Here is a 21,351-nt window from a genome sequence, read left to right as displayed (position 1 = left end):
ATCACAAAAGAAAGTTTTTTCGTGGGATCTTTGAAGGCGAGGGGTCAGCGTGGTATTATTTATCGAAAGCGCGGGAAGTCATTTGGTTTATTTTAGAGGTTAGGGGGAAGGTTTAAAGATATGGAAGAACTTATGAAAAGAGAAGAGGTTCTTCGTCGGGCCAGGGAGGAAGGGGTTAAGTTCATAAGGCTCCAGTTCACGGACATACTTGGGGTTCTTAAGAACGTAGCTATTCCTATCGACCAACTGGAAAAAGCTCTGAACGGGGAACTCATGTTTGACGGCTCATCCATCGAAGGCTTCGTGCGGATAGAGGAGTCGGACATGTACCTCCGTCCTGACCCCCGCACCTTCGTCATTTTGCCCTGGCGGCCGCGGGACGGGGCGGTGGCCCGGCTTATCTGCGACGTTTACAATCCCGACGGTACTCCCTTTGAAGGCGATCCCCGCTACGCTTTGAAGCGGGTACTGGAAGAGGCAGCGGAACTAGGTTATACTTGCAATGCTGGGCCGGAGCTAGAGTTCTTCCTTTTTCATCTGGACGAGAAAGGGCAGCCCACCACCATCACCCACGATCGGGCCAGCTACTTCGACCTTAGCCCTGTCGACCTCGGGGAGGAGGCGCGCCGGGAGATAATCCTGACCCTGGAGAAGATGGGCTTTGAAATCGAGGCTTCGCACCACGAGGTAGCACCGGGGCAGCACGAAATCGATTTCAAGTACTCAGATGCTTTGGACGTGGCCGACAAGATCATGACTTTTAAGATGGTGGTGCGGGTGGTTGCCCAGCGCCACGGTCTGCACGCCACCTTTATGCCCAAGCCCCTTTATGGCGTTAACGGGTCGGGCATGCACACTAACCTGTCCCTCTCCCGCAACGGTGAGAACGCCTTTTACGATCCGGATAAGCCCTTGCAGCTGAGCGAGGTGGCCTACTACTTTATCGGTGGTATAATTAGACATATCAAGGCTATAACGGCGGTGGCCAATCCCACCGTCAACTCCTACAAGCGCCTAGTGCCCGGGTACGAGGCGCCAGTTTATATCGCCTGGTCTTGCCGTAACCGCAGCCCGCTTATAAGGATTCCGGCCAAGCGCGGCCCCTCTACCCGCATAGAGCTGCGCAGCCCCGATCCTTCCTGCAATCCCTACCTCGCCCTGGCGGCCATCATCAAGGCCGGGCTCGACGGGATAAAGAACAAGATCGAGCCGCCGCCGCCGGTGGACAGAAATATCTACGAGTTGAGCGCCGAAGAACGCAAGGTTCTGGGAATCGACTGCCTGCCCGGATCCCTCATTGAAGCCTTGCAAGAGTTAGAAAAAGACGAGGTGATTAAGGAAGCCCTCGGGCCCCACATTTACGAGAAGTTCATGGAAGCGAAGCTCAAGGAGTGGCACGAGTACTCTATACGTGTGCACCCCTGGGAGATCGAAACCTACCTGGTGCGCTACTAAACCTTAGGGGGCTTAAAGCCCCCTAAGTTATTGACTTTCTTATAACGTAAAGCTAACTTCATCATGAAAGGATTTTAAGCTAGGGGGTTACGACATGCCCGATTACGAGTCCTTGTGGAGCGGGCTGGGGATCGATTTGAAGCCTCATACCGAGTTGCTCGAGGCCCTGTTACCTCTCTACCAGGAGGTTTACCTTTCTCAGAAAAACCGTCCCCGGGGCATGGAGTATTTCGATTTCGTCGTCGGTGAAATTCACGGCCTGCGGGTGCAGGAACTCAACGACTTCCGCCGGCAGGGTGGCAAAGTGGTGGGGACCTTCTGTATATACGTGCCGGAGGAGCTCGTGCTGGCGGCGGGGGGAGTTTATGTCGGCCTTTGCGCCGGGGTGGAGGTGGGTACGGCGCAGGTGGAAGCCGTGCTTCCTCGCAACATCTGCCCCTTAATCAAGTCCTTCATGGGCTTCAAGCTTGCCCGTCTCTGCCCCTACTTCGAGTCCTGCGATCTTTTGGTCGGGGAGACCACCTGTGACGGCAAAAAGAAAACTTTCGAGATTCTGGCCGACTACGCTCCCGTCCACGTGATGGAGGTACCTCAGAAGAAGGAAGCGCCGGATCAGGAACTCTGGCTCGCGGAAATAAAGAAGCTGGTAGCCCGGCTGGAAGAGCTTACTGGCAAGAAGGTGACTTATGAGAGCCTGCGGAAGGCTATATGGCAGCTCAACGCCAAGCGAAGGGCGCTTAGGCGTCTGGCCGAGTTGCGCCGGGCCGACCCGCCGCCCATAAGCGGACTGGACGCCCTGCTCATTTTCCAGATCGCCTTTTACGACGACGTAGAGCGGTTCACGGAAAAGGTCAACGCCCTCTGCGATGAACTGGAGGAGAGGATACATCAGGGTGTGGGGGTGGTTCCGCCCGGAACCCCGCGGCTTCTGGTGACCGGCACTCCCATGGCCATACCCAACTGGAAACTGCCCCATCTCGCTGAGACCAGCGGGGCGGTGATCGTGGCTGAGGAGCTTTGCACTGGATACCGTTACTTCCAGAATCTTACCGAAGAGGAAGGCGGTTCTCTGGAAGAGCTCTTAGTCAACGTGGCCAGGCGGCATCTGGCTCCCCACTGTGCCTGTTTCACCCCCAACGGCGGGCGCTTGGAAGACATTGAGAGGTTAATCCAGGAGTACCGAGTGGACGGGGTGATAAGCTACATTCTTTCCTTCTGCGACCCCTACGCGGTGGAGCACTACCAGGTGGAAAAGTTCTTGAAGGCCCAAGGAGTGCCAGTGCTGAAGGCGGAGACCGACTACAGCATGCAGGACGCCGGGCAGCTCAAGACCCGCATAGAGGCCTTCGTGGAGATGCTCAGGCAGAAAGCTTAATCCGGCAGGATCCTAGCTTCTAAAGCCCTGGAGATTTCTTCCGTGAACCTTCCCGGTCGGCCCGTGCCTACGGGTCGGCCTTCGACTTTCACCAGCGGCATTACCAGCATTAAAGAGTTAGTGAGGAAAGCCTCTTCCGCTTCCAGGAGCTCCGCCGGAGTCACCGGACGCTCTGCGGCCTCACAGCCCAGCTCCCGGCAGATCTCTATCACTTTCTGGCGAATGATGCCCGGCAGCACCCCCTGATCCAGCGAGGGAGTAATCACCTTGCCCTTCTTTACGAGGAACACATTGCTGCGGCTTCCTTCGGCCACTAGGCCTCTGGTGTTGAGAAGGAGTGCTTCTTCCCATCCCCTTTTCCTGGCCTCCCTCCAGGCCAGCAGGTTCTCCAGATAGCTAATGGTTTTAAACTGGGTGAGGGGGGAGTGCTCGTTGCGCCTGACCTTAGACCAACCGGCACCAAACCCTTTCCGGTAGTCCTGGGGGGAATAAGGCAGGGGCCGTGGCCTTATCAGCAAGTTGCCGGGCTTGGCTCCCGGTTCCGGCCCGGCGGATAGGGTGAGGCGCAGCGCCCCTTCGGAAAGATTGTTGATCCTTATCACTTCTCTTGCTCCTTCTTCTATTTCCTCCCAGCGGAGGGGGAGAGGCAGGTTAAAGTAACGCCGCCCTTCTTCTAGGCGCTGCCGGTGCTCCGGCCAAAGAACCGGTTTCCCCCGGAAGACGAGTACCGTCTCGAAGAGACCGAAACCGTAAAGCCAGCCCTGATCTTCACTTTCTACCTTGGCTTTTTCCAAGGGGATCAGGCTCCCGTTGAAGAACACGGTTGCTCCCAAGGCTGTCCTTCCTCCTTTCCAGGCTTTTCCAGCACCAATGAACGGAAGACCTTTTCCTCATCAAACCCCATGGCCCTGACCAGGGCCCGGGCTTTGTCCAGGGTTTCTAGGTATTCGGCGTAGGGGTCGGAGTCGCTGGTGATACCTCCGCCCACCTGAAAATAAACGCGCTCTTTCCGGAAGATTAGGGTGCGGATGACGATGCTTAGATCAGCGTTGCCGTCAAAGCCCAGGTAGCCTATGGAACCGGTGTAAATCCCCCGACGCACGGGCTCCAGCTCCTCGATGATCTCCATGGCCCGTATCTTGGGGGCTCCGGTGATGGACCCGCCGGGAAAGGCGGCTTTTATCAGGTCGACGAGGTCCTTTCCCGGCGCCAACTCGCCTTGAACCGTGGCCACCAGATGGAATACCGTGGCGTACTCCTCCAGGCGAAAGAGCTCGGGTACCCGCACGCTCCCCGGGCGGCAGACCTTACCTAGGTCGTTGCGTTCCAGATCCACGATCATTGTGAGTTCAGCTCGGTCTTTCTCTGAATGCCACAGCTCTTCTCTCATCCGGGCATCGTTTACGGGATCGGAACCCCGCGGCCGGGTACCTTTTATGGGACGTGTCTCCACCCGCCCATTGCGCACCTGGAGAAACCTTTCCGGTGAAGCGGAGACTATCTGCCATTCTCCCAGGTTCAGGTAAGCGGCCATGGGGGCGGGGTTGATCGCGCGCAAGCGTAGGTAGACCTCCCTGGGGTCAAAAAGGCGGGGAAGGGAGAAACGCTGCGAGAGGTTGACCTGAAAGATATCCCCGGCGGCTATGTACTCCTTGGCCCTTATCACTGCTTCACAGTAACTGGAAGCGTCGAAGTGGGCGTACAAAGGGCACTCTTGGGCCGGTAGAGGACGGGGAGGAGGTAAGGGGGTAATATTGCGAATTAATTCACTAAGCTCGGCGGCGCGGGCCAAGGCGCGCTTTTGGGCCTGGCGAGGTTCTTTCTCTGGTAGCCCGGTGGCTACCAGGAAAACTTCTCGGCTGAGTTCGTCCACCACTAAGGCGGTATCGTAGAAGCCCAGGTAAAAATCAGGGGTAGAAAGATCGTCTAGTGCTCTAGAAGGCAATCTTTCCAGTTGCCGGCCCAGGTCGTAGCTTATAAAACCCGCTGCTCCGCCACAGAAGGGGAGTGGGCAGCCGCCGGAAGGATACTGATAGTGCCGCAGCAAGTTTCGCAGAAGCTCCAGGGGATTTCCTTCCTCCGTCCACTCCCTTCCTTCTTCGTCCCTCAAGACCAGTTTTTGTCCCTTGGCCTGAACCTGCAGAAAAGGCTTAGTCATTATGAAGGAATAGCGGCTGAAGCCGGGAACGACCAGGGCGCTTTCTAATAAAATGCTCATGGGCAGGTGGGCTAAAGGGGCAAAGATCTCCGCCCCTCTTGCCTTCACAGGCAAGGGCATGATGAGAGGGTTGGGCATCTTTCCTGACACCTCTTGTGTGACCTTATGGCGAAATTATAATACCTGCGGCTGGCTAATTGACGGGAGTAGAAGGGAGAGCCTAAAATGAAGCTCAGGAAAGAGATAACTTTAACAAGCAAGGTGGTTCCCGTGCGCTTCCCGGTGGCCGGCATAGACGTCTCCCCTTGGCTTCCTCCCCTGGTCTCCCTGGCGGTAGCTACCTTAACCACACCGGCAGGCGTTTCGGGAGCTTTTTTGTTACTTCCCTTCCAAGTGAGTGTTTTAGGATTCACCAGTCCTGCTGTAAGTCCTACCAATCTAGTTTACAACCTCGTGGCCATTCCGGGAGGGCTGTGGCGCTACATCCGGGAGGGACGCATGGTCTGGCCCCTGACCTGGGTGGTCGTCGCGGGAACCTTGCCGGGCGTCTTTGCGGGAGCTATTATACGCTTGAACTACCTCCCCAATCCCCGCGCCTTCAAGTTTTTCGTGGGTCTGGTGCTGCTCTACCTGGGCGGCCGCCTCCTTTACGAGCTCACGGGGCGCTATAGCCGCGGCAGGGAGCGCCTGCGCTCTCTGGAGGCCAAGTTCAGGGAGAGGGCGCTGGCGGCCCGGAGGGAAGGGAAGCGGGTGGCGGCGGGCTTGTCGGGGGAGGCAGTGGTGCGCACCTGTACTTTTAACTGGAGGCAGGTGGAGTACGAGTTCTGGGGAGAAAGGTTCAGTTTTAACGTTCCCACCCTTTTCCTGGTAGCGCTGGTGGTGGGAATAGTTGGCGGTATTTATGGTATAGGCGGAGGGGCCATCATAGCTCCCTTTTGCTGCGCCGTTTTCGCCCTGCCGGCCTACACGGTGGCCGGGGCTGCCCTGGCCGGAACCTTCCTTACTTCCATAGTAGGGGTGGTTTACTACACCATCTTGGCCCCCCTCTACCCGCAGATGGCGGTTAAACCCGACTGGCTTCTGGGCTTCCTTTTTGGTATAGGGGGACTTACAGGGACCAACCTGGGAGCAAGGCTACAGAAATTCCTTCCGGAACAGGTTATAAGAGGAATCTTGGGCATCCTGGTGCTTTTCTTGGCACTAAGTTACATATACCAGTTCTTAAGAGGCTGAAATGAGTAGTTTGATCTCGCCCTACTGCGAGCTTAAAGGTGAGGAGATTCTTGCCGGATTGCGGGGGATAGCGGTTGACCCCCGCGATTTCGTAGCTTACTGGGTCTATCTTTCTACCCGCGACCCTTTTGCGGTCCTGGTGGCCACCCTTCTGAGCCAGCACTCTACTGACCGCAAGGCCCTTGAGGTTTACCGCCGGCTCGTTCAGGTCGTTAAAAACCTTTCCCCTGCCTCCTTCCTTAATTGCGAGGAGCAGGAATTGGCCGAAATCTTGCGCCCGGCGGGGCTGCACCGGCGCAAGGCGGAGCTCTTGCGCGCTTTGGCCCGGGAGGTAGTCGATTTCGACCTTAAAGCCCTTGGCAATCTTCCCACCTTCGAGGCCCGCCGGCGACTCTTAAAGCTCCCCGGCGTGGGACCCAAAACGGCGGACGTTTTGCTTCTGCACCTGGGTCACCCCCTTTTCCCGGTGGACACCCACATTGCCCGCATAACCAACCGACTTTCCTGGGCCAAAGGCTCACGCTACGAGGAGATACAGAAGGTCTGGATGGAGCTTTTTTCTCCTAAGGATTACCAGGAGGTTCATCTGCGCCTCATCCAGTGGGGTCGGGAGGTCTGCCGGGCCAGAACCCCCCGCTGTTTTACCTGTTTTTTAAGGATATGTTGTTCTTTTGCGAAAGAGGAGGGGCGGACTTAGAAACAGCTTTTGGTATAATGGGTGTTAGGGGTGAAGGCGGCATGAAGAAAAAGGTAGGAGACTTGACCATCGAGTGCGTCCAGGGTGACATCACCCGGCAGGAAGGGTTTGACGCGGTGGTCAATGCCGCCAACGCTTGGCTTAAGCCTGGTGGCGGAGTGGCAGGGGCCATTCACCGGGCGGCAGGGCCGGAGCTGGAAGAAGAGTGTCGTTCTTTAGCCCCCATTTCACCGGGAGAGGCGGTTATAACCGGGGCATATCGCCTGCCCAACCGCTATGTCATCCACTGCTTGGGGCCGCGCTACGGGGTGGACGAACCTGCGGCGGAGCTCCTAGCCGCCTGTTACCGCAACGCTCTCCGGCTGGCGGAGGAAAAGGGGCTTGCCTCCGTAGCTTTTCCAGCCATATCTACCGGCGCCTTCGGTTACCCCCTGCGGGAGGCAGCGCGGGTGGCCGTGAAAACGGTGGCGGAGCTGGCACCCAGTCTGCAAAGCGTCAAGCGGGTGCGCTTCGTCCTGCACGGAGAAGAAGCTTTCCAGGCTTTTAGCCAGGCTTTGGAGGAACTCTGATAGATGTGGAGGTTTAGTTGGGTGCGCTTGGTGGGCTGGTTAGTAGCCCTCTTTATACTTTTAGGCATGGGTTGGGGCGGCTACGAGGTTTACGCAGCCATAAGAGACCTCCCCCCCTGGCAGATAGACTCGGTGCCTCTGGTGGCTCCCAGCACCCTTTACGCGGCCGACGGTACCCCCTTCGCTTCTCTTGGCCGCGGGACTTTCATCCCGGTAACTGAGAAAGAAATCCCGCTTGTCGTCAAACAAGCCTTCGTGGCAGCGGAGGACAATCGCTTTTATCAGCACCACGGTATTGACATCTGGGGCATATTGAGGGCGGCTTGGTACGACCTTTTAAACCGCAAAATAGTCCAGGGGGGGAGCACCATAACCCAGCAACTGGCCAAAAACGCTTTTCTTACCCCTTCGCGCACATTCAAACGCAAAATCCAGGAGGTCTTCCTGGCCATACAACTGGAGCGCCACTACACCAAAGACGAGATCCTGACCTTTTACCTCAACCGCATCTATTTCGGTGAGGGGGCCTGGGGAATAGGGGCGGCGGCCAAGACTTATTTCGATAAAAAAGTGGAGGATCTGACGCCGGCCGAGGCGGCCATGCTGGCGGGTCTGGTGCGCGCTCCCAGCTACTACGACCCCTTCCGCAACCCCGAAGGGGCTCTGGCGCGGCGCAATACAGTGCTGCAGCAGATGGAGGAGTGCGGCTTTCTCACGCCGGAGCAGGTAGCCAAGGCCAAGGCCGAGCCTCTGGGGCTTAAGCGAGGTCTTATCTACAAACCGAAGTGTCCTTATCCCGACTTTGTGGACTACGTCATCGCCACGGTGGGGGAGCGCTTTGGCGAGTCGGCCCTCTTTCGCGGGGGGCTTAAGATCTACACCACCCTGGACATAAGGGCGCAGAGGGCGGCGGAGGCGGCGGTCAGAAACAACGCTTTTTACCCGACTACAGTGCGTGACTCTCAGGGGTTGCTTCAACCCCAGGCAGCGGTGGTGTTACTCGACCCCAACACGGGGGCCATAAGAGCCATGGTGGGCGGCAGGGAGCACGTGGTTAGCCGGCAATTCAACCGTGCTTACCAGGCTTACCGCCAGCCCGGCTCGGCCATTAAACCTATACTCGACTACGCCCCGGCCATAGAGTATCTGGGGATGAGCCCCAGTTCGGTGGTGGTGGATGAGCCGGTACGCTTTGGTTCCTACGAGCCGCGCAACTACGACGGGCGCTACCGGGGTCCTATAACTCTGCAGGACGCCTTGGCTTATTCAGTTAACGTGGTGGCGGTAAAGCTTCTGCACATGGTGGGATTGGAGCGGGCGGCGGCCTTCGCTGATAAGCTGGGCATAAAGGTCGATCCAACCAAGGACGGACTGGCAGCGGCACTGGGAGGGCTGTATCACGGGGTGTCGCCGCTGCAGATGGCTGCGGCTTACGCTGCCTTTGCCAACGGGGGCTATTACGTGCATCCCTTTGCGGTGACCAAAATCGTTCAGCCCGACGGCTCGATACTGGCCGAGTACCATCCCGAGCTCAGACCGGTAATGAAGCCCACGACGGCGGCGGCCATAGCCACCATGCTCAAAGCGGCTGTCCAGTACGGCACCGGCACCAAGGCTCGGATAGATGATCTGGCGGCCGGCAAGACGGGGACTACCGACGAGGGCAAGGACCTGTGGTTCTGCGGCTGGGTTCCCCGCATGGTAGGGGTGGTCTGGATAGGGTGGGATATGAACCGTCCCATGCCCGGCGCCTATGGGGGAGATTACTGCGCCAGGATGTGGCGGCAGATAATGGTACAGGCTCTGGACTTGCAGCCTACCTCTACTGTAGCTCCGCCCCCGCCGGCACCGTCGGTGCCTTCTACTGCTCCGACCGAGCCCCCGAATTCCACCGCTACTCCAGCGCCGTCTGCTCCGGAAAAGCCGTCACCTACTCCTGAAAAGCCGACCGCTCCTACCACTCCTACCTCCCCGGCACCTGCTGTGCCGGGTCAACCCGGACAGCCGGCTCAGCCTGTGCAGCCGGGTCAGCCCGAGCAGCCCAAGCAGCCAGAGCAACCAGGGCAGCCAAAGCAGCCGGGGCAGTCCGAGCAGCCGACGCAGCCGCCACCAAAGTTACCTACGACCATCCAGGGAGCGAGCGGTCATGGCTAAAGAACGGTTCCAGTGCCTGATTTGCGGCTACCAGAGTACGCGCTGGCTGGGGCGCTGCCCAGAATGCGGGAACTGGGACTCTTTCTCTACCGGTACTACCAAAGATTTTGACAAGGGATCGGCTGCTGTTTACTCTCTGCAGGAGATAGAAGGTGAGGAAGAGCGCTTACGGGTGGGGATAGAGGAGTTTGACCGGGTACTGGGTGGGGGGATAGTCCCGGGTTCCCTCATTCTGGTAGGGGGAGACCCGGGTATAGGCAAATCTACCCTACTCCTGCAGATAGCTTCCCAACTCGGCAGATACGGACAGGTCCTCTACGTCTCTGGGGAAGAGTCGGTGCGCCAAGTGGCATCAAGGGCGCGGCGTCTGCAACTGGAAGCCGCCTCTCTGTTGCTGGCCTCGATCACCGATGTGGAAGTGATCAAGGAGCAGATAGAACGACTGCGACCCTGCGCTGTAGTGGTGGACTCCATCCAAACCCTGGTGCATCCCCGGGTGCAAGCGATCCCAGGGAGCGTGGCTCAGGTGCGGGAGTGCATCGGGGTGTTGCAAGGGCTGGCCAAAGGCCTGAACCTCCCCATCCTGGTGATAGGACATGTAACCAAGGAGGGCATTCTGGCGGGGCCGCGTCTGCTCGAACACGTCGTGGACGTGGTGCTTTACCTGGAGGGAGACCGTTATCAATCCTACCGCCTCCTGAGGGGAGTGAAGAACCGCTACGGTGCCACGCATGAGATAGGGGTCTTCACTATGACCGAGCGGGGAATGATGCCCGTGGTCAACCCTTCGGCTCTTTTTCTGGCTGGGAGTCAGGCCGACAGCTCGGTAGGGGCGGCGGTGGCGCCTACCTTGGAGGGGACACGCCCTTTGCTGGTGGAGATTCAGGCCTTGGTAAGCACCAGCTACTACTCTTTGCCCCGGCGCATGACCACCGGGCTCGATTTCAACCGGACCCTTTTGCTCCTGGCAGTTCTGGAAAAGCGGCTGGGACTGCGTCTGAGTTCTTGCGATGTATACCTGAACGTGGTAGGGGGGATGAAGCTAATAGACCCGGGAGCCGATCTGGCGGTGGCGCTGGCCGTCGTTTCTAGTTACCGGGAGCTCCCCTTACCCCGGGACGTGGTGGTAGTAGGCGAGGTGGGGCTAACGGGAGAGGTTCGCCCCGTGCGCCTTTTGGAGTTGAGGCTTAGGGAGGCGGCCAAGCTGGGTTTTTCCCGAGCGGTAGTGGGAAGGGATAACTGCTGCCGGTCTTTGCCGGAAAAGTTTACCCTGATCCCGGTGGCTTCCTTGGGAGAGGCTGTAGAGGTTCTCTGGCAGGGGTAACCGCTTTCGAAGGGGGAAGTCGATGGACGACCAGCTACTCAAAGTCTTGCGTCAGGTTGCGCCTGGGACTCCTTTGCGGGAAGGCCTGGAGAATATCCTGCGGGCCAAAAGTGGGGCTTTGATCGTGGTGGGGGATAACGAGCGCGTGCGGGCGATCGCCGAAGGGGGATTTGTCATCAATGCCGAGTTTACCCCGGCGCGCCTTTACGAGCTGGCCAAGATGGACGGAGCCATCATCCTGAGCGAAGACGCTAAACGGATAGTAGCAGCCAACACCCAACTGGTGCCCGATTTGAGCATCCCTTCCTCGGAAACCGGTATTCGTCACCGCACGGCCGAGAGGGTGGCCAAGCAGACAGGAGCCTTGGTGATTTCCATTTCTCAGCGCCGGGGTATCATCACCATCTACAAGGGGAACTTGAGATATGTGCTCAAGGAGCTGGAGGTCGTCCTGGCTAAGGCCAACCAGGCAGTGCAAACCCTGGAAAAATACCGTTCCATCCTTAACCAGACCATGGTCAACCTCACGGTGCTGGAGTTTGAGGACGCCGTTACGCTTTACGAGGTGACCAAGGCCATACAACGGACCGAGATGACGCTCAGAGTGGTTCGGGAGATCGAGCGTTACATCTGTGAGCTAGGGAGTGAAGGGCGCCTTATCGTCATGCAGGTGGAGGAACTGGCTTCGAACATAGAGGAAGAAGGGCTCCTGGTGATCCAGGACTACGCGGTGGTCGAGGATAAGACTCCCAAGGAGATACTTGGCATGATCGGGAGCTGGCCGGCCGAGGATCTGCTGGATCTAACCCTCATAGCTAGGGCTCTGGGGTATTCCGGCGGCCCCAGGGTTTTGGAGCAAGGGGTTTCTCCGCGTGGCTACCGGATACTGCACCGGATTCCCCGCCTTCCTTCCCCGGTGATAGAGAACATCGTTCGGACGTTTGGCAACCTCAGCCGCATACTCCAAGCCTCCATCGAGGAGTTGGACGATGTGGAGGGTATCGGCGAGGCGCGGGCCCGCATGATCAAAGAAGGGCTGAGGCGCTACTGGAACCAGATCGTCCAGGAGCGCTATCGCTAAAAATATTTGGTTGACAGTTAAATCGTGGCGTGGTACAATAAACCTTTTCTTGACAAGGAGGAGAAATTGTGATAAAATTTATTATGCTTTAAAATCGGGAGCTTGGGGGTGGGGCGTTGTTCAAGGTCGGCGACAAGGTGGTATACCCGATGCACGGGGCCGGGATTATAGAGGCTATCGAGGAGAAAGAAATTCTGGGGCAGAGGCGCGAGTACTATGTCCTTCGCTTCCCTATAGGGAACAACATGAAGGTAATGGTTCCCATTGATAACTGCCAGGAGATAGGGCTGAGGCGGGTGATTGACAAGAGCGAGGTACAGAACGTACTCAAACTCCTCCGCTCTTCCTGTACTGCCATGCCTGCCAACTGGAACCACCGTTACCGGGCCAATCTGGAGAAGATCAAAAGCGGCAACATCTACGCTGTGGCCGAAGTGGTGCGGAACCTAGCGCGTCGGGAGCGCGAGCGCGGCCTTTCCTCGGGCGAGAAGCGTATGTTAGAAAACGCCAAGCAGATTCTGATTAGCGAACTGGTGCTGGCAATGGAGATGAAAGAGGAAGAGGCGCGTCAGCTGTTGGACCGTGCTTTTGCTTAAAGAGGGCGGAGAACAGGCCGCCGTTGTTTTTAAGGAATTCCCCTTCTGCTGGAGGAGGGGAATTCCTTATTTTTAAGGCTGGAATTTTAAGGAGGCTAGCTTGAACGGCAACCCGGAAGCCAATATAATGAAGGCAAAGCTGCTTTTGCCCGGATAGGAGGTGAAGATGTGGCGCGGAGGGTAGCCTTTTTTATTTTGACCCTGGCTTTCGCTGCTGGCGGAGCTCTTTTGGCCTTTTTTCTCTTGAATTTCTGGTCTTTCCCGCTCATTTGGCGCATCGGCGTGGTAGCGGCGGGCGGAGGCATCGGCTTCCTGGTGGGCGCGTTCCTGTCTCCCCGGCTGATAGAAGTGGTGGTATGGCTTACCTGCCGCTGGGAACAGTACCTACAAAGGATGCCCCTTTCGGACTTATTAGCCGGTATAGTAGGACTTATTCTCGGACTTCTCATTATCAACCTTTTTGCTCCGGTGCTGAGTGCTCTGGGTTGGGCGGGCAAGATTATCTGGCTTGGCGCTGCTGGGCTTACCGGTTATCTGGGTTTTTCCTTGGGGGTCAAGAAGAGGGAAGAGTTCTGGGGCCTCATTTCTTCTCTCCCACGCCCGGGCAAAGAGAGAGGGGGCAGGGCTTCAGCAGGGTCCGGTTCCCTTAAGCTCTTGGACACCAGCGCTATAATCGACGGGCGCATAGCGGATCTTTGCGCCAGCGGCTTCTTGGAGGGGACCCTGGTGGTTCCCTTGTTCGTGTTGGAGGAGCTACAGCACATTGCCGATTCGGGGGACACGCTCAGGCGCAACCGGGGCCGGCGGGGATTGGACATCCTGAACCGGATCAAGAAGGAAACAGGGGTTAAGGTGCAGATTTGCGAACAGGCGGTGGACGGGGGAGAGGGGCTGCCGGTTGACGCCAAGCTTGTGCGCCTGGCCAAAAAACTGGGGGCCAAGCTGGTGACCACCGACTACAACCTGCACAAGGTGGCAGAACTGCAAGGAATCAAGGTACTGAACATCAACGAGCTGGCCCAGGCTCTGCGTCCCGTAGTCTTGCCCGGCGAAGAAATGTCGATTCACCTAGTAAAAGATGGCAAAGAGCCGGGCCAAGGGGTGGGCTACCTGGAGGACGGGACGATGGTAGTGGTGGAGGGGGGGAAGAAGCATATAGGGCAGACGATCCGTGTTACCGTCACCAGCGTGCTGCAAACGTCGGCCGGACGGATGATTTTTGCCAAGCCAAAGGCTGAGGGAGAGACGGGGTTTGGCGGGGTGAATGCCATTGGTTGAGGCAGGGGTAGTGGTGGTGGCGGCGGGGCAGAGCCGCCGCATGGGGGAAGGGCCTAAAAAGCAGTTCCGCCGCCTTCTGAACCTCCCCGTGTTCGCCTGGTCTTTAGAAGTGTGTGAGAAGGTGGACTTAATCAGAGAAGTGGTGCTGGTGGTTCCTCCAGGGGAGGAGGATTTTTGCCTGGAACTAGTAAAAGGTAGATATTCCAAGCTCAAAGCAGTGGTACCCGGCGGCGAGCACCGGCAGGACTCGGTCTTTGCCGGTCTTCTTCATCTTTCCCCCTTGCCTGTGGTGGTGGTGCACGACGGGGCGCGCCCTCTGGTGACCCCAGCCTTGATGGAGGAGGTTATCAGAACGGCAGCAGAGTGGGGTGGATCCGTTGCTGCCGTACCTGCGCGGGATACCGTAAAGCGGGTCGATGCGGAAGGAAGAGTAGTAGAAACCCTGCCGCGCGAGGAAATATACTTGGCGCAAACTCCCCAGGCTTTCCGCTACGAACTTCTTCTGCAGGCGCACCGGCGGGCCAAGGAGGAGAACTACTACGCTACCGACGACGCCGCGCTGGTGGAGAGGGAGGGGGTTAAGGTCAAGGTGGTTCCGGGGAGCTATACCAATCTCAAGATCACCACTCCGGAAGATCTGGAGCTGGCCCGGGCCTTGGTGGGCGGAAACGACCCCGGCCTACGAATAGGCATAGGCTACGATGTCCATCCGCTGGTGGAGGGAAGACCCCTCATTTTGGGCGGAGTGCAAATAGAAGCGCCGCTGGGGCTTGCAGGGCACTCCGATGCCGATGTACTCTGCCACGCCTTGATGGACGCCTTGCTGGGCGCCGTGGGCAAAGAGGACATAGGCCACTTTTTCCCCCCGAGCGATCCGGCCTATTGGGGGGCCAGAAGCCTTGATCTACTGGCCCGCGTGTGCATGTGGGTGAAGGAGGCCGGCTTCCGGGTGGTGAACGTGGACACGGTGGTGCTGGCCGAGCGCCCCCGTCTTGCTCCTTACGTTCCTGCTATTAAGGCCAATCTGGCCCGGGTTCTGGAAGTTTCGGAAAGCAGGGTGGGGGTAAAGGCCACTACTACGGAGGGACTGGGCTTTGTGGGCCGGGGGGAAGGGATGGCGGCCCACGCGGTGGTCCTGCTGGCCTTGGTATAATACCTCTTGGGGGAGTTGGAGCAGTGGGGCTACGCAGTCTATACCAGTACATCAAGGAAGACATCCAGATGGTCTTCGAGCGAGATCCGGCGGCTAAAAGCGTGTGGGAGGTCATTTTCTGCTATCCCGGGCTTCACGCCGTTTGGTTCCATCGCATAGCCCACTGGTTTTACCGCCGGCGTTTTTACTTTATAGCTCGGTTCATTTCCCACTTCGCCCGTTTCCTCACGGGGATAGAGATTCATCCAGGCGCTAAAATAGGGAGGCGCTTCTTCATCGACCACGGTGCCGGCGTGGTTATAGGAGAAACGACGGAAATAGGGGACGACGTCACCATTTATCAGGGAGTAACCCTGGGAGGAACGGGCAAGGAGAAGGGTAAGCGCCACCCCACTATAGGGAACAACGTGGTCATAAGCGCCGGGGCCAAGGTACTGGGCTCTTTCACCGTGGGAGACAATTCCAAGATCGGAGCCGGGTCTGTGGTCTTGAAGCCCGTGCCGCCCAACTGCACGGTGGTGGGGGTACCAGGGAGGATAGTGGTCAGAAACGGCAAGCGCGTAGAGGAGAAGCCCGACCTGCGGCACGACCTCCTACCCGACCCGATCTCTGAGGCCTTGGGCCGGCTGGAGGCAAAGATCGCTCGGCTTGAGGAGCGCATCAGAGAACTGGAGGCGAAACTCGCTGAGGAGGAGGCGCAAAAGGCGTGATACAGGTCTATAACACCCTGACCAAGCGCAAAGAACCCTTTGTCCCCCGCGAGCCGGGCCGGGTGCGGATGTACGTCTGTGGCCCCACCACTTACAACTACATCCACCTGGGCAATGCGCGGGCCCTGGTGGTTTTCGACACCGTCAGGCGGTACTTGGAGTACCGAGGTTTTAGAGTTTTTTTTGTGCAAAACTTCACCGATATCGACGATAAGATTATAAAAAGGGCCGCGGAGGAGAAAATGGACCCGCGAGAGCTGGCCCTCAAGTACATCGAGGCCTACTTCGAAGATGCTGACCAGATAAACATCAAGAGAGCCGATGTGCATCCCCGCGTGTCCGACCACCTGCCGGAGATTATCGAACTTATCTCTCTCCTGATTGACAAGGGGTTTGCCTATGTGGCTGAGGGCGACGTCTATTTCGCCGTAAGGAAATTTCCCGAGTACGGCAAGCTTTCCGGACGGCAGCTTTCGGAGTTAAGAGCAGGTGCCCGCGTGGAACCGGGGGAAAACAAGAAAGACCCTCTGGATTTTGCCCTGTGGAAAAAGGCCAAACCCGGCGAGCCTTCGTGGTCCAGCCCCTGGGGTGAAGGCCGTCCCGGCTGGCACATCGAGTGTTCGGCCATGGCTTTGAAGTATCTGGGGCCGGAGCTCGATATCCACGGCGGGGGTAGCGACCTCATTTTCCCCCACCACGAGAACGAGATCGCCCAGTCCGAAGCGGCCACCGGCCGCCCTTTTGCCCGTTACTGGCTACACAACGGCTTCATCACCGTAAAAGAGGAGAAGATGTCCAAATCTCTGGGCAATATTTTTCTTTTGCGCGAGGTAATGGAAGCTTACCCACCCTCGGCCGTGCGCCTCTTTCTCCTGAGCACCCATTACCGTAGCCCCCTGGCCTACACACCGGAGTACCTGGAAGGAGCGGCCAAGGCTCTAAGCCGCCTGCGCTCTTCCTGGCTCTTCCTTCTGGAAGCGCAGAACCAGGCGGAGGAGTTTTCCGGCGGTGCGGAGCAACTGGCGCGGCTGGACGAGTGGGAGCAAGACTTTGCCGCGGCCATGGACGACGACTTCAACACAGCCCGAGCCCTAGCCCTCTTCTTCGATCTGGCCCACGAGATCAACTCCTGGGCCGAACTTCGCCCGCTACCGCCGGCGCCGGTACTACGTCGGGCTCTTTCCCTCTGGGTCGCCTTCAACCGCGTGTTAGGGCTTTTCCCCGAGCGGCGGGGATTGCCGGTGGTCGAACAGGAGCGGACGGAGGTTATAGAGGATCTGGTGAAACTTCTGGTGGAAATTCGTCAGGAGGCGCGGCAGCGCAAGGACTGGGCAACAGCCGACCGCATCCGCGAAGAGTTGAAAAACCTGGGCATTATTTTGGAAGACACCCCGGCGGGGACCCGCTGGCGCTGGGCTTAAAGGAAGGGGAGAAAGCTATGAAGGTGACTCTAATCGCCCACACGCCGGAGCCGGAAAAGGTCATAGCTTTCGCCGCCAGGCGCTGCTACTCGGCCCTGCCGAACGACGAGCTCTGGGAGAAGGTGAAGGCGGGCGATTACCGCGACTTCCTGCGCAAGCTCATAAGGCGCGGGCACCTGACCCCGGTCGAGCACGCCAGCTTCACCTTCGCCGTGGAAGGGGTATCTAGAGCGTGCCTGGCCCAGATAACCCGCCACCGCATAGCCTCCTTCTCGGTGCAGTCCCAGCGCTACGTCAAGGGTTTTAACTTCGTGGTCCCGCCGGCGGTCGCGGAGCGGGGCAAGGAAGGGGAATTTCTGGCCGCCATGGAGGAGTGCAGGCGCTCTTACGAGAAGCTTCTGGAGTTTCTTCCGGCGGAGGACGCCCGCTTCGTTCTGCCCCAGGCGGCGGAGACCAAGTTCGTGGTCACCATGAACGCCAGGGAGCTTTTGCACTTCTTCTCCCTGCGGCTGTGCTTGCGGGCGCAGTGGGAGATAAGGCGGGTGGCGGAAAAGATGCTGGAGCTGGTGAAGCCCCTGGCTCCGGTGGTGTTCGAGAAGGCGGGGCCGCCCTGCCTGCGGGGGCCTTGCCCGGAGGGGGAAGAGGGGTGCGGGAAGCTGGAGGAGGTGCGCAGCAAGTATCTTGGATAAAAAGGAAAGCGGCACGGAGCTCGTCTACGGGCGCCACGCGGTGAAGGAGGCCTTACTGTCAGGTCGTTCCTTACACAAGATACTGGTGGCACGGGGGCTGGGTGGAGCCTTTTTTCACGAACTCAGAAACCTGGCTGCTTCGCGAAGCGTGCCGGTACAAGTAGTTCCTGCCGAAGCTCTGGACCGCTTAACGGCCCGTGGCGTCCACCAGGGGTGTGTGGCCCTGGTAAGCCCTTATAACTACGCGAGTCTAGACGAGATACTGGCTACCCGTCCCACTTGTCTCCTGGCTTTGGCCTACATCACCGATCCGCGCAACCTGGGAGCCATACTGCGCACGGCGGCCGCCGTGGGTGTAGAGGGCGCGATAATCCCTTCGCGCCGGGCGGCAGGTCTCACTGCGGAAGCGCTCAAAGCGGCGGCGGGAGGAGCGGAGCACGTCAAGGTGGCAAGGGTGACTAACCTGGCTCAAACCTTGCGGTACTTGAAGGAGCAGGGTTTCTGGGTCCTGGGGGCGGAAGCCGACGCTCCGGTGACCCTCTGGGAGGCGGAGTGGAACGAGCCACTGGTGGTGGTCATAGGAGGAGAGGACGCTGGTCTGGGGAAGGTAGTGCGGCGTGAGTGCGATCTTCTGGTGCGCATACCTACCACGGCGAAAATGCCTTGTCTTAACGCTTCGGTGGCGGCAGCGGTGATTCTCTACGAGATTCTGCGCCGCCGCCAGATGGAAGAAAAAAATGCAGGAGATAACCCTAATTGACGGCTACAATCTCATATACGCTTTGGAGATGGAAAAGAATAAGGCTGACCTGGCGCATGCTCGTGACTGCCTGGTTGAACTGCTGGAAGAGTATGCTGCTCTTACGGGAAAAGAGTTGATAGTGGTTTTCGACGCTTACCGGGTGAAGGGTGGGCAAGGCTCTTGCGAGGCGAGGCGGGGGGTAAGGGTGATATTCACCAGGGAAAGAGAAACTGCCGATACGGTGATAGAGCGGCTGGTGGGGGAGCTGACCGGCGAGTTTTTGGTGACCGTAGTGACCGGTGACTGGATGGAGCAAAGGCTGGTGTTGGGAGCAGGTGCTCTAAGAGTCACTCCCAGGGAATTTTGGAAACAGCTAAACCAAGTTTTCTCTTCCCGGGTTCGTGCTCAGTCACCCTCCTTCGGGCGGCTGGATGACTGCTTGCCCGAGTCTCTGCGCCAGAGATTTAGCGAATGGAAGTTCAAATAGGTCTGGAAAGGGAATCCGGTGGCTAAGTGGTTCTATTTTCGTTGACGCGCATCGATCAGTTAATTATAATGGGAAAGCAGCGGGGACAACCAGGTAAAGATAAAGGGTGGGGGCGATAGGTTTTGAGCCTGCGTGGCCCAAACCAGCAAGCGTGCCCTTGCTACGAGACGATGCAAGATGAAGAAGTAGTGGCTTACGCCCGCAAGGGAGACGTCAGGGCGCAGGAGTACCTTATAAACAAGTACAAAAACTTCGTGCGGGCGAAGGCGCGAGCCTATTTCCTGATAGGTGCCGACCGGGAAGACATCATCCAGGAAGGCATGATCGGTCTTTACAAGGCGATAAGGGATTTTAAGATGGACAAGCTTTCCTCCTTTAGGGCTTTTGCCGAACTTTGTATCACGCGGCAGATTATAACGGCTATCAAAACTGCTACCCGCCAGAAGCACATCCCCTTGAACTCCTATGTTTCCCTGAATAAGCCCATTTACGATGAGGACTCCGATCGGACCCTGCTCGATGTGGTCTCCGAAGCTAAGATCACCGACCCGGAAGAAGTGGTGATCAGCCGAGAGGAGTTCGACCACATCGAAGCCAAGATGGGAGAAATTCTGAGCAAGCTGGAATGGCAGGTACTGGTCTCGTATTTGGAAGGCAAGTCCTACCAGGAGATCGCCGAGGATCTGAACCGGCACGTCAAATCCATCGACAATGCCCTGCAGCGGGTCAAGCGCAAGCTGGAGCGCTACCTGGAACGTAAAGGCCACTAGGTTGACCTTCCCCGGCTCTCGTCCTAAAATTTTCACAGGAGCCTTTTCGCTGGGGTAGCTCAATCGGCAGAGCAGCTGACTTGTAATCAGCAGGTTGTGGGTTCGAGTCCCATCCCCAGCTCCATTTATAGTGGGAGTGATAGGCCTGCCGCAAATTGAGGTGAGGGCCTTTTCCTTTCTTTATCAGCTCTTCAAGGAGCGCGGGTGGAGCCAGCCTTACCTCTTTAAGGTTCCGGAGGGCTGCACGCTGGCTAAGCTTCTCGAAGCTCTGGGAATCCCGGCGGAGAAAGTGGAAGCGGTGCTGGTAAACGGAAAAGTGAGAGAGCTTGATTATAAACTCCAGGAAGGGGATCGCGTGGGGCTGGTTCCTCCCGGGACTCCCGGCCCTTACCGTGTACTACTCGGGTTCATGAAGGGTTGCGCGCGTGCCAAGGATCTGCTATTATAATAATTGAAATCGCGGGGTGGAGCAGCCAGGTAGCTCGTCGGGCTCATAACCCGAAGGTCGTAGGTTCAAATCCTACCCCCGCAACCAGAAAAGCCCATATAGCTCAGGGGTAGAGCGCATCCTTGGTAAGGATGAGGTCGCCGGTTCGAGCCCGGCTATGGGCTCCAGTGGCGGCGTAGCTCAAGTGGTTAGAGCATGCGGCTCATACCCGCAGTGTTCGGGGTTCGAGTCCCTGCGCCGCCACCAATTTCCCTGGAAGAAAATCCCGGGCCATCGCTGCCCGGGATTTTAAACTTTCTTTCTAGGCCAGGAGCAGGAATTCGCCTTTCAAGGGCGAATAATCAATTTTGGCTTTAACCATAATGGCAAGTGATACTCGGGTAGGCAAGGGAGGAATCCTATGGCCAAGGAGAAATTCGTTCGAACCAAACCGCACGTCAACGTAGGGACCATTGGGCACGTAGACCACGGCAAGACCACCTTAACGGCAGCCATCACCCTGGTGCTTTCCCGCCACGGTTTGGCCAAGTTCACCAAGTACGACGAGATCGACAAGGCGCCGGAAGAGCGGACGCGGGGCATCACCATCAACACGGCGCACGTGGAGTACGAGACCGAGAAGCGGCACTACGCTCACGTGGACTGCCCGGGTCACGCCGACTACGTGAAGAACATGATCACCGGGGCGGCGCAGATGGACGGAGCCATCCTGGTGGTGTCGGCGGCCGACGGTCCCATGCCGCAGACGCGGGAGCACATTCTGCTGGCGCGGCAGGTAGGGGTGCCTTACATTGTGGTCTTCCTCAACAAGGCGGACATGGTGGACGATCCCGAGCTTCTGGAGCTCGTGGAAATGGAAGTGCGGGAGCTTTTGAACACCTACGACTTCCCCGGGGACGAGGCTCCGGTAATCGTGGGTTCGGCTCTGAAGGCTCTGGAGTGCGGCTGCGGCCAGCGGGAGTGCCCCAACTGCGGCCCCATCTGGAAGCTTCTGGACGCCGTTGACGAGTA

21 protein-coding genes and 4 tRNA genes are annotated in these 21,351 nt (G+C 58.1%); 23 read left to right on the top strand and 2 right to left on the bottom strand.

All coding sequences use genetic code 11. The features are described 5' to 3' along the window. Nucleotides 1–120 precede the first annotated feature (120 nt). Nucleotides 121–1,455 carry a type I glutamate--ammonia ligase gene (gene glnA, locus DXX99_RS07800; protein ID WP_115792936.1) on the top strand — a complete coding sequence of 445 codons (1,335 nt, stop codon included), beginning with the start codon at nucleotides 121–123 and terminating at the stop codon, nucleotides 1,453–1,455. Between the two features lie 94 nt (nucleotides 1,456–1,549). After that, nucleotides 1,550–2,830, top strand: a complete 1,281-nt coding sequence (locus DXX99_RS07795; RefSeq protein WP_115792935.1) for a double-cubane-cluster-containing anaerobic reductase — start codon at nucleotides 1,550–1,552, stop codon at nucleotides 2,828–2,830. Here the strand turns inward: DXX99_RS07795 and DXX99_RS07790 are convergent. Then, nucleotides 2,827–3,663 (bottom strand): aminotransferase class IV, encoded by an 837-nt coding sequence (locus DXX99_RS07790; RefSeq protein WP_165847772.1) that lies wholly within the window; start codon nucleotides 3,661–3,663, stop codon nucleotides 2,827–2,829. The two genes, DXX99_RS07795 and DXX99_RS07790, sit on opposite strands and share 4 nt — an antisense overlap. Continuing rightward, nucleotides 3,630–5,126 carry an aminodeoxychorismate synthase component I gene (pabB, locus tag DXX99_RS07785; RefSeq protein WP_115792933.1) on the bottom strand — a complete coding sequence of 499 codons (1,497 nt, stop codon included), beginning with the start codon at nucleotides 5,124–5,126 and terminating at the stop codon, nucleotides 3,630–3,632. The genes DXX99_RS07790 and pabB overlap by 34 nt, the downstream gene beginning before the upstream one ends. 87 nt (nucleotides 5,127–5,213) lie before the next feature. On the opposite strand from pabB, the gene DXX99_RS07780 reads away from it, so the two are divergent. The 21 genes from DXX99_RS07780 to DXX99_RS07680 form a co-directional block, all read left to right on the top strand. Further along, complete coding sequence (locus tag DXX99_RS07780; RefSeq protein ID WP_240610868.1) at nucleotides 5,214–6,221, top strand: sulfite exporter TauE/SafE family protein; 1,008 nt, start codon at nucleotides 5,214–5,216, stop codon at nucleotides 6,219–6,221. A gap of 1 nt (nucleotide 6,222) precedes the next feature. Next, nucleotides 6,223–6,918: an endonuclease III domain-containing protein gene (locus tag DXX99_RS07775; protein ID WP_115792932.1), complete on the top strand. Its 696-nt coding sequence runs from the start codon at nucleotides 6,223–6,225 to the stop codon at nucleotides 6,916–6,918. Nucleotides 6,919–6,959: 41 nt separating this feature from the next. Further along, nucleotides 6,960–7,487: a macro domain-containing protein gene (locus DXX99_RS07770; protein WP_115792979.1), complete on the top strand. Its 528-nt coding sequence runs from the start codon at nucleotides 6,960–6,962 to the stop codon at nucleotides 7,485–7,487. Nucleotides 7,488–7,490: 3 nt separating this feature from the next. Further along, nucleotides 7,491–9,641 carry a transglycosylase domain-containing protein gene (locus DXX99_RS07765; RefSeq protein ID WP_115792931.1) on the top strand — a complete coding sequence of 717 codons (2,151 nt, stop codon included), beginning with the start codon at nucleotides 7,491–7,493 and terminating at the stop codon, nucleotides 9,639–9,641. Continuing rightward, complete coding sequence (radA, locus tag DXX99_RS07760; protein ID WP_115792930.1) at nucleotides 9,634–10,965, top strand: DNA repair protein RadA; 1,332 nt, start codon at nucleotides 9,634–9,636, stop codon at nucleotides 10,963–10,965. Before DXX99_RS07765 ends, radA begins: the two co-directional genes overlap by 8 nt. 22 nt (nucleotides 10,966–10,987) lie before the next feature. Then, entirely contained in the window at nucleotides 10,988–12,046 is a 1,059-nt protein-coding gene (gene disA / locus DXX99_RS07755; protein WP_115792929.1) for a DNA integrity scanning diadenylate cyclase DisA, read from the top strand. A gap of 116 nt (nucleotides 12,047–12,162) precedes the next feature. Next, nucleotides 12,163–12,642 (top strand): CarD family transcriptional regulator, encoded by a 480-nt coding sequence (locus DXX99_RS07750; RefSeq protein ID WP_115792928.1) that lies wholly within the window; start codon nucleotides 12,163–12,165, stop codon nucleotides 12,640–12,642. 168 nt (nucleotides 12,643–12,810) lie between these two features. After that, nucleotides 12,811–13,920: a PIN/TRAM domain-containing protein gene (locus tag DXX99_RS07745; RefSeq protein ID WP_115792927.1), complete on the top strand. Its 1,110-nt coding sequence runs from the start codon at nucleotides 12,811–12,813 to the stop codon at nucleotides 13,918–13,920. Continuing rightward, complete coding sequence (ispD, locus tag DXX99_RS12020; RefSeq protein ID WP_115792926.1) at nucleotides 13,907–15,073, top strand: 2-C-methyl-D-erythritol 4-phosphate cytidylyltransferase; 1,167 nt, start codon at nucleotides 13,907–13,909, stop codon at nucleotides 15,071–15,073. The genes DXX99_RS07745 and ispD overlap by 14 nt, the downstream gene beginning before the upstream one ends. Before the next feature lie 68 nt (nucleotides 15,074–15,141). Continuing rightward, on the top strand, nucleotides 15,142–15,783 hold the full coding sequence (gene cysE, locus DXX99_RS07735; protein WP_240610874.1) for a serine O-acetyltransferase: 642 nt from the start codon (nucleotides 15,142–15,144) through the stop codon (nucleotides 15,781–15,783). After that, nucleotides 15,783–17,204: a cysteine--tRNA ligase gene (gene cysS / locus DXX99_RS07730; protein WP_165847779.1), complete on the top strand. Its 1,422-nt coding sequence runs from the start codon at nucleotides 15,783–15,785 to the stop codon at nucleotides 17,202–17,204. The genes cysE and cysS overlap by 1 nt, the downstream gene beginning before the upstream one ends. A 17-nt stretch (nucleotides 17,205–17,221) precedes the next feature. Continuing rightward, nucleotides 17,222–17,893 (top strand): FAD-dependent thymidylate synthase, encoded by a 672-nt coding sequence (gene thyX, locus DXX99_RS07725; RefSeq protein ID WP_115792923.1) that lies wholly within the window; start codon nucleotides 17,222–17,224, stop codon nucleotides 17,891–17,893. Continuing rightward, nucleotides 17,886–18,653, top strand: coding sequence for a 23S rRNA (guanosine(2251)-2'-O)-methyltransferase RlmB (gene rlmB, locus DXX99_RS07720; protein WP_115792922.1), 768 nt, complete (start codon nucleotides 17,886–17,888; stop codon nucleotides 18,651–18,653). The genes thyX and rlmB overlap by 8 nt, the downstream gene beginning before the upstream one ends. Then, entirely contained in the window at nucleotides 18,631–19,122 is a 492-nt protein-coding gene (locus DXX99_RS07715; protein WP_115792921.1) for an NYN domain-containing protein, read from the top strand. The genes rlmB and DXX99_RS07715 overlap by 23 nt, the downstream gene beginning before the upstream one ends. A gap of 122 nt (nucleotides 19,123–19,244) precedes the next feature. Continuing rightward, on the top strand, nucleotides 19,245–19,892 hold the full coding sequence (sigH, locus tag DXX99_RS07710) for an RNA polymerase sporulation sigma factor SigH (protein WP_115792920.1): 648 nt from the start codon (nucleotides 19,245–19,247) through the stop codon (nucleotides 19,890–19,892). 48 nt (nucleotides 19,893–19,940) lie between these two features. Next, nucleotides 19,941–20,016 (top strand) — tRNA-Thr (locus tag DXX99_RS07705). Next, the gene (locus tag DXX99_RS07700; RefSeq protein WP_240610867.1) at nucleotides 19,987–20,340 is read left to right on the top strand and encodes a MoaD/ThiS family protein; all 354 of its coding nucleotides are present in this window, start codon (nucleotides 19,987–19,989) and stop codon (nucleotides 20,338–20,340) included. Before DXX99_RS07705 ends, DXX99_RS07700 begins: the two co-directional genes overlap by 30 nt. Nucleotides 20,341–20,350: 10 nt before the next feature. Next, nucleotides 20,351–20,427, top strand: a tRNA-Met gene (locus DXX99_RS07695). A gap of 5 nt (nucleotides 20,428–20,432) precedes the next feature. Continuing rightward, nucleotides 20,433–20,507 (top strand) — tRNA-Thr (locus DXX99_RS07690). Nucleotides 20,508–20,509: 2 nt separating this feature from the next. Continuing rightward, nucleotides 20,510–20,586, top strand: a tRNA-Met gene (locus tag DXX99_RS07685). Nucleotides 20,587–20,740: 154 nt separating this feature from the next. Further along, nucleotides 20,741–21,351: GTP-binding protein (locus DXX99_RS07680; protein ID WP_115792919.1), on the top strand; the 611-nt coding region annotated here is incomplete at its 3' end.

Source organism: Ammonifex thiophilus (assembly GCF_003368535.1).
GTDB lineage: Bacteria > Bacillota > Desulfotomaculia > Desulfotomaculales > Ammonificaceae > Ammonifex > Ammonifex thiophilus.
The sequence above is the reverse complement of the archived record's forward strand: the minus strand, read 5'-3'. Positions and strand labels throughout refer to the sequence as shown.

Excerpts from the sequence above, each read along its gene's own strand:
- glnA (WP_115792936.1), top strand. The coding sequence starts at position 121 with ATGGAAGAACTTATGAAAAGAGAAGAGGTTCTTCGTCGGGCCAGGGAG.
- DXX99_RS07795 (WP_115792935.1), top strand. The coding sequence starts at position 1,550 with ATGCCCGATTACGAGTCCTTGTGGAGCGGGCTGGGGATCGATTTGAAG.
- pabB (WP_115792933.1), bottom strand. The coding sequence starts at position 5,126 with ATGCCCAACCCTCTCATCATGCCCTTGCCTGTGAAGGCAAGAGGGGCG.
- DXX99_RS07780 (WP_240610868.1), top strand. The coding sequence starts at position 5,214 with ATGAAGCTCAGGAAAGAGATAACTTTAACAAGCAAGGTGGTTCCCGTG.
- DXX99_RS07775 (WP_115792932.1), top strand. The coding sequence starts at position 6,223 with ATGAGTAGTTTGATCTCGCCCTACTGCGAGCTTAAAGGTGAGGAGATT.
- DXX99_RS07770 (WP_115792979.1), top strand. The coding sequence starts at position 6,960 with ATGAAGAAAAAGGTAGGAGACTTGACCATCGAGTGCGTCCAGGGTGAC.
- DXX99_RS07765 (WP_115792931.1), top strand. The coding sequence starts at position 7,491 with ATGTGGAGGTTTAGTTGGGTGCGCTTGGTGGGCTGGTTAGTAGCCCTC.
- radA (WP_115792930.1), top strand. The coding sequence starts at position 9,634 with ATGGCTAAAGAACGGTTCCAGTGCCTGATTTGCGGCTACCAGAGTACG.
- disA (WP_115792929.1), top strand. The coding sequence starts at position 10,988 with ATGGACGACCAGCTACTCAAAGTCTTGCGTCAGGTTGCGCCTGGGACT.
- ispD (WP_115792926.1), top strand. The coding sequence starts at position 13,907 with ATGCCATTGGTTGAGGCAGGGGTAGTGGTGGTGGCGGCGGGGCAGAGC.
- cysE (WP_240610874.1), top strand. The coding sequence starts at position 15,142 with ATGGTCTTCGAGCGAGATCCGGCGGCTAAAAGCGTGTGGGAGGTCATT.
- thyX (WP_115792923.1), top strand. The coding sequence starts at position 17,222 with ATGAAGGTGACTCTAATCGCCCACACGCCGGAGCCGGAAAAGGTCATA.
- DXX99_RS07715 (WP_115792921.1), top strand. The coding sequence starts at position 18,631 with ATGCAGGAGATAACCCTAATTGACGGCTACAATCTCATATACGCTTTG.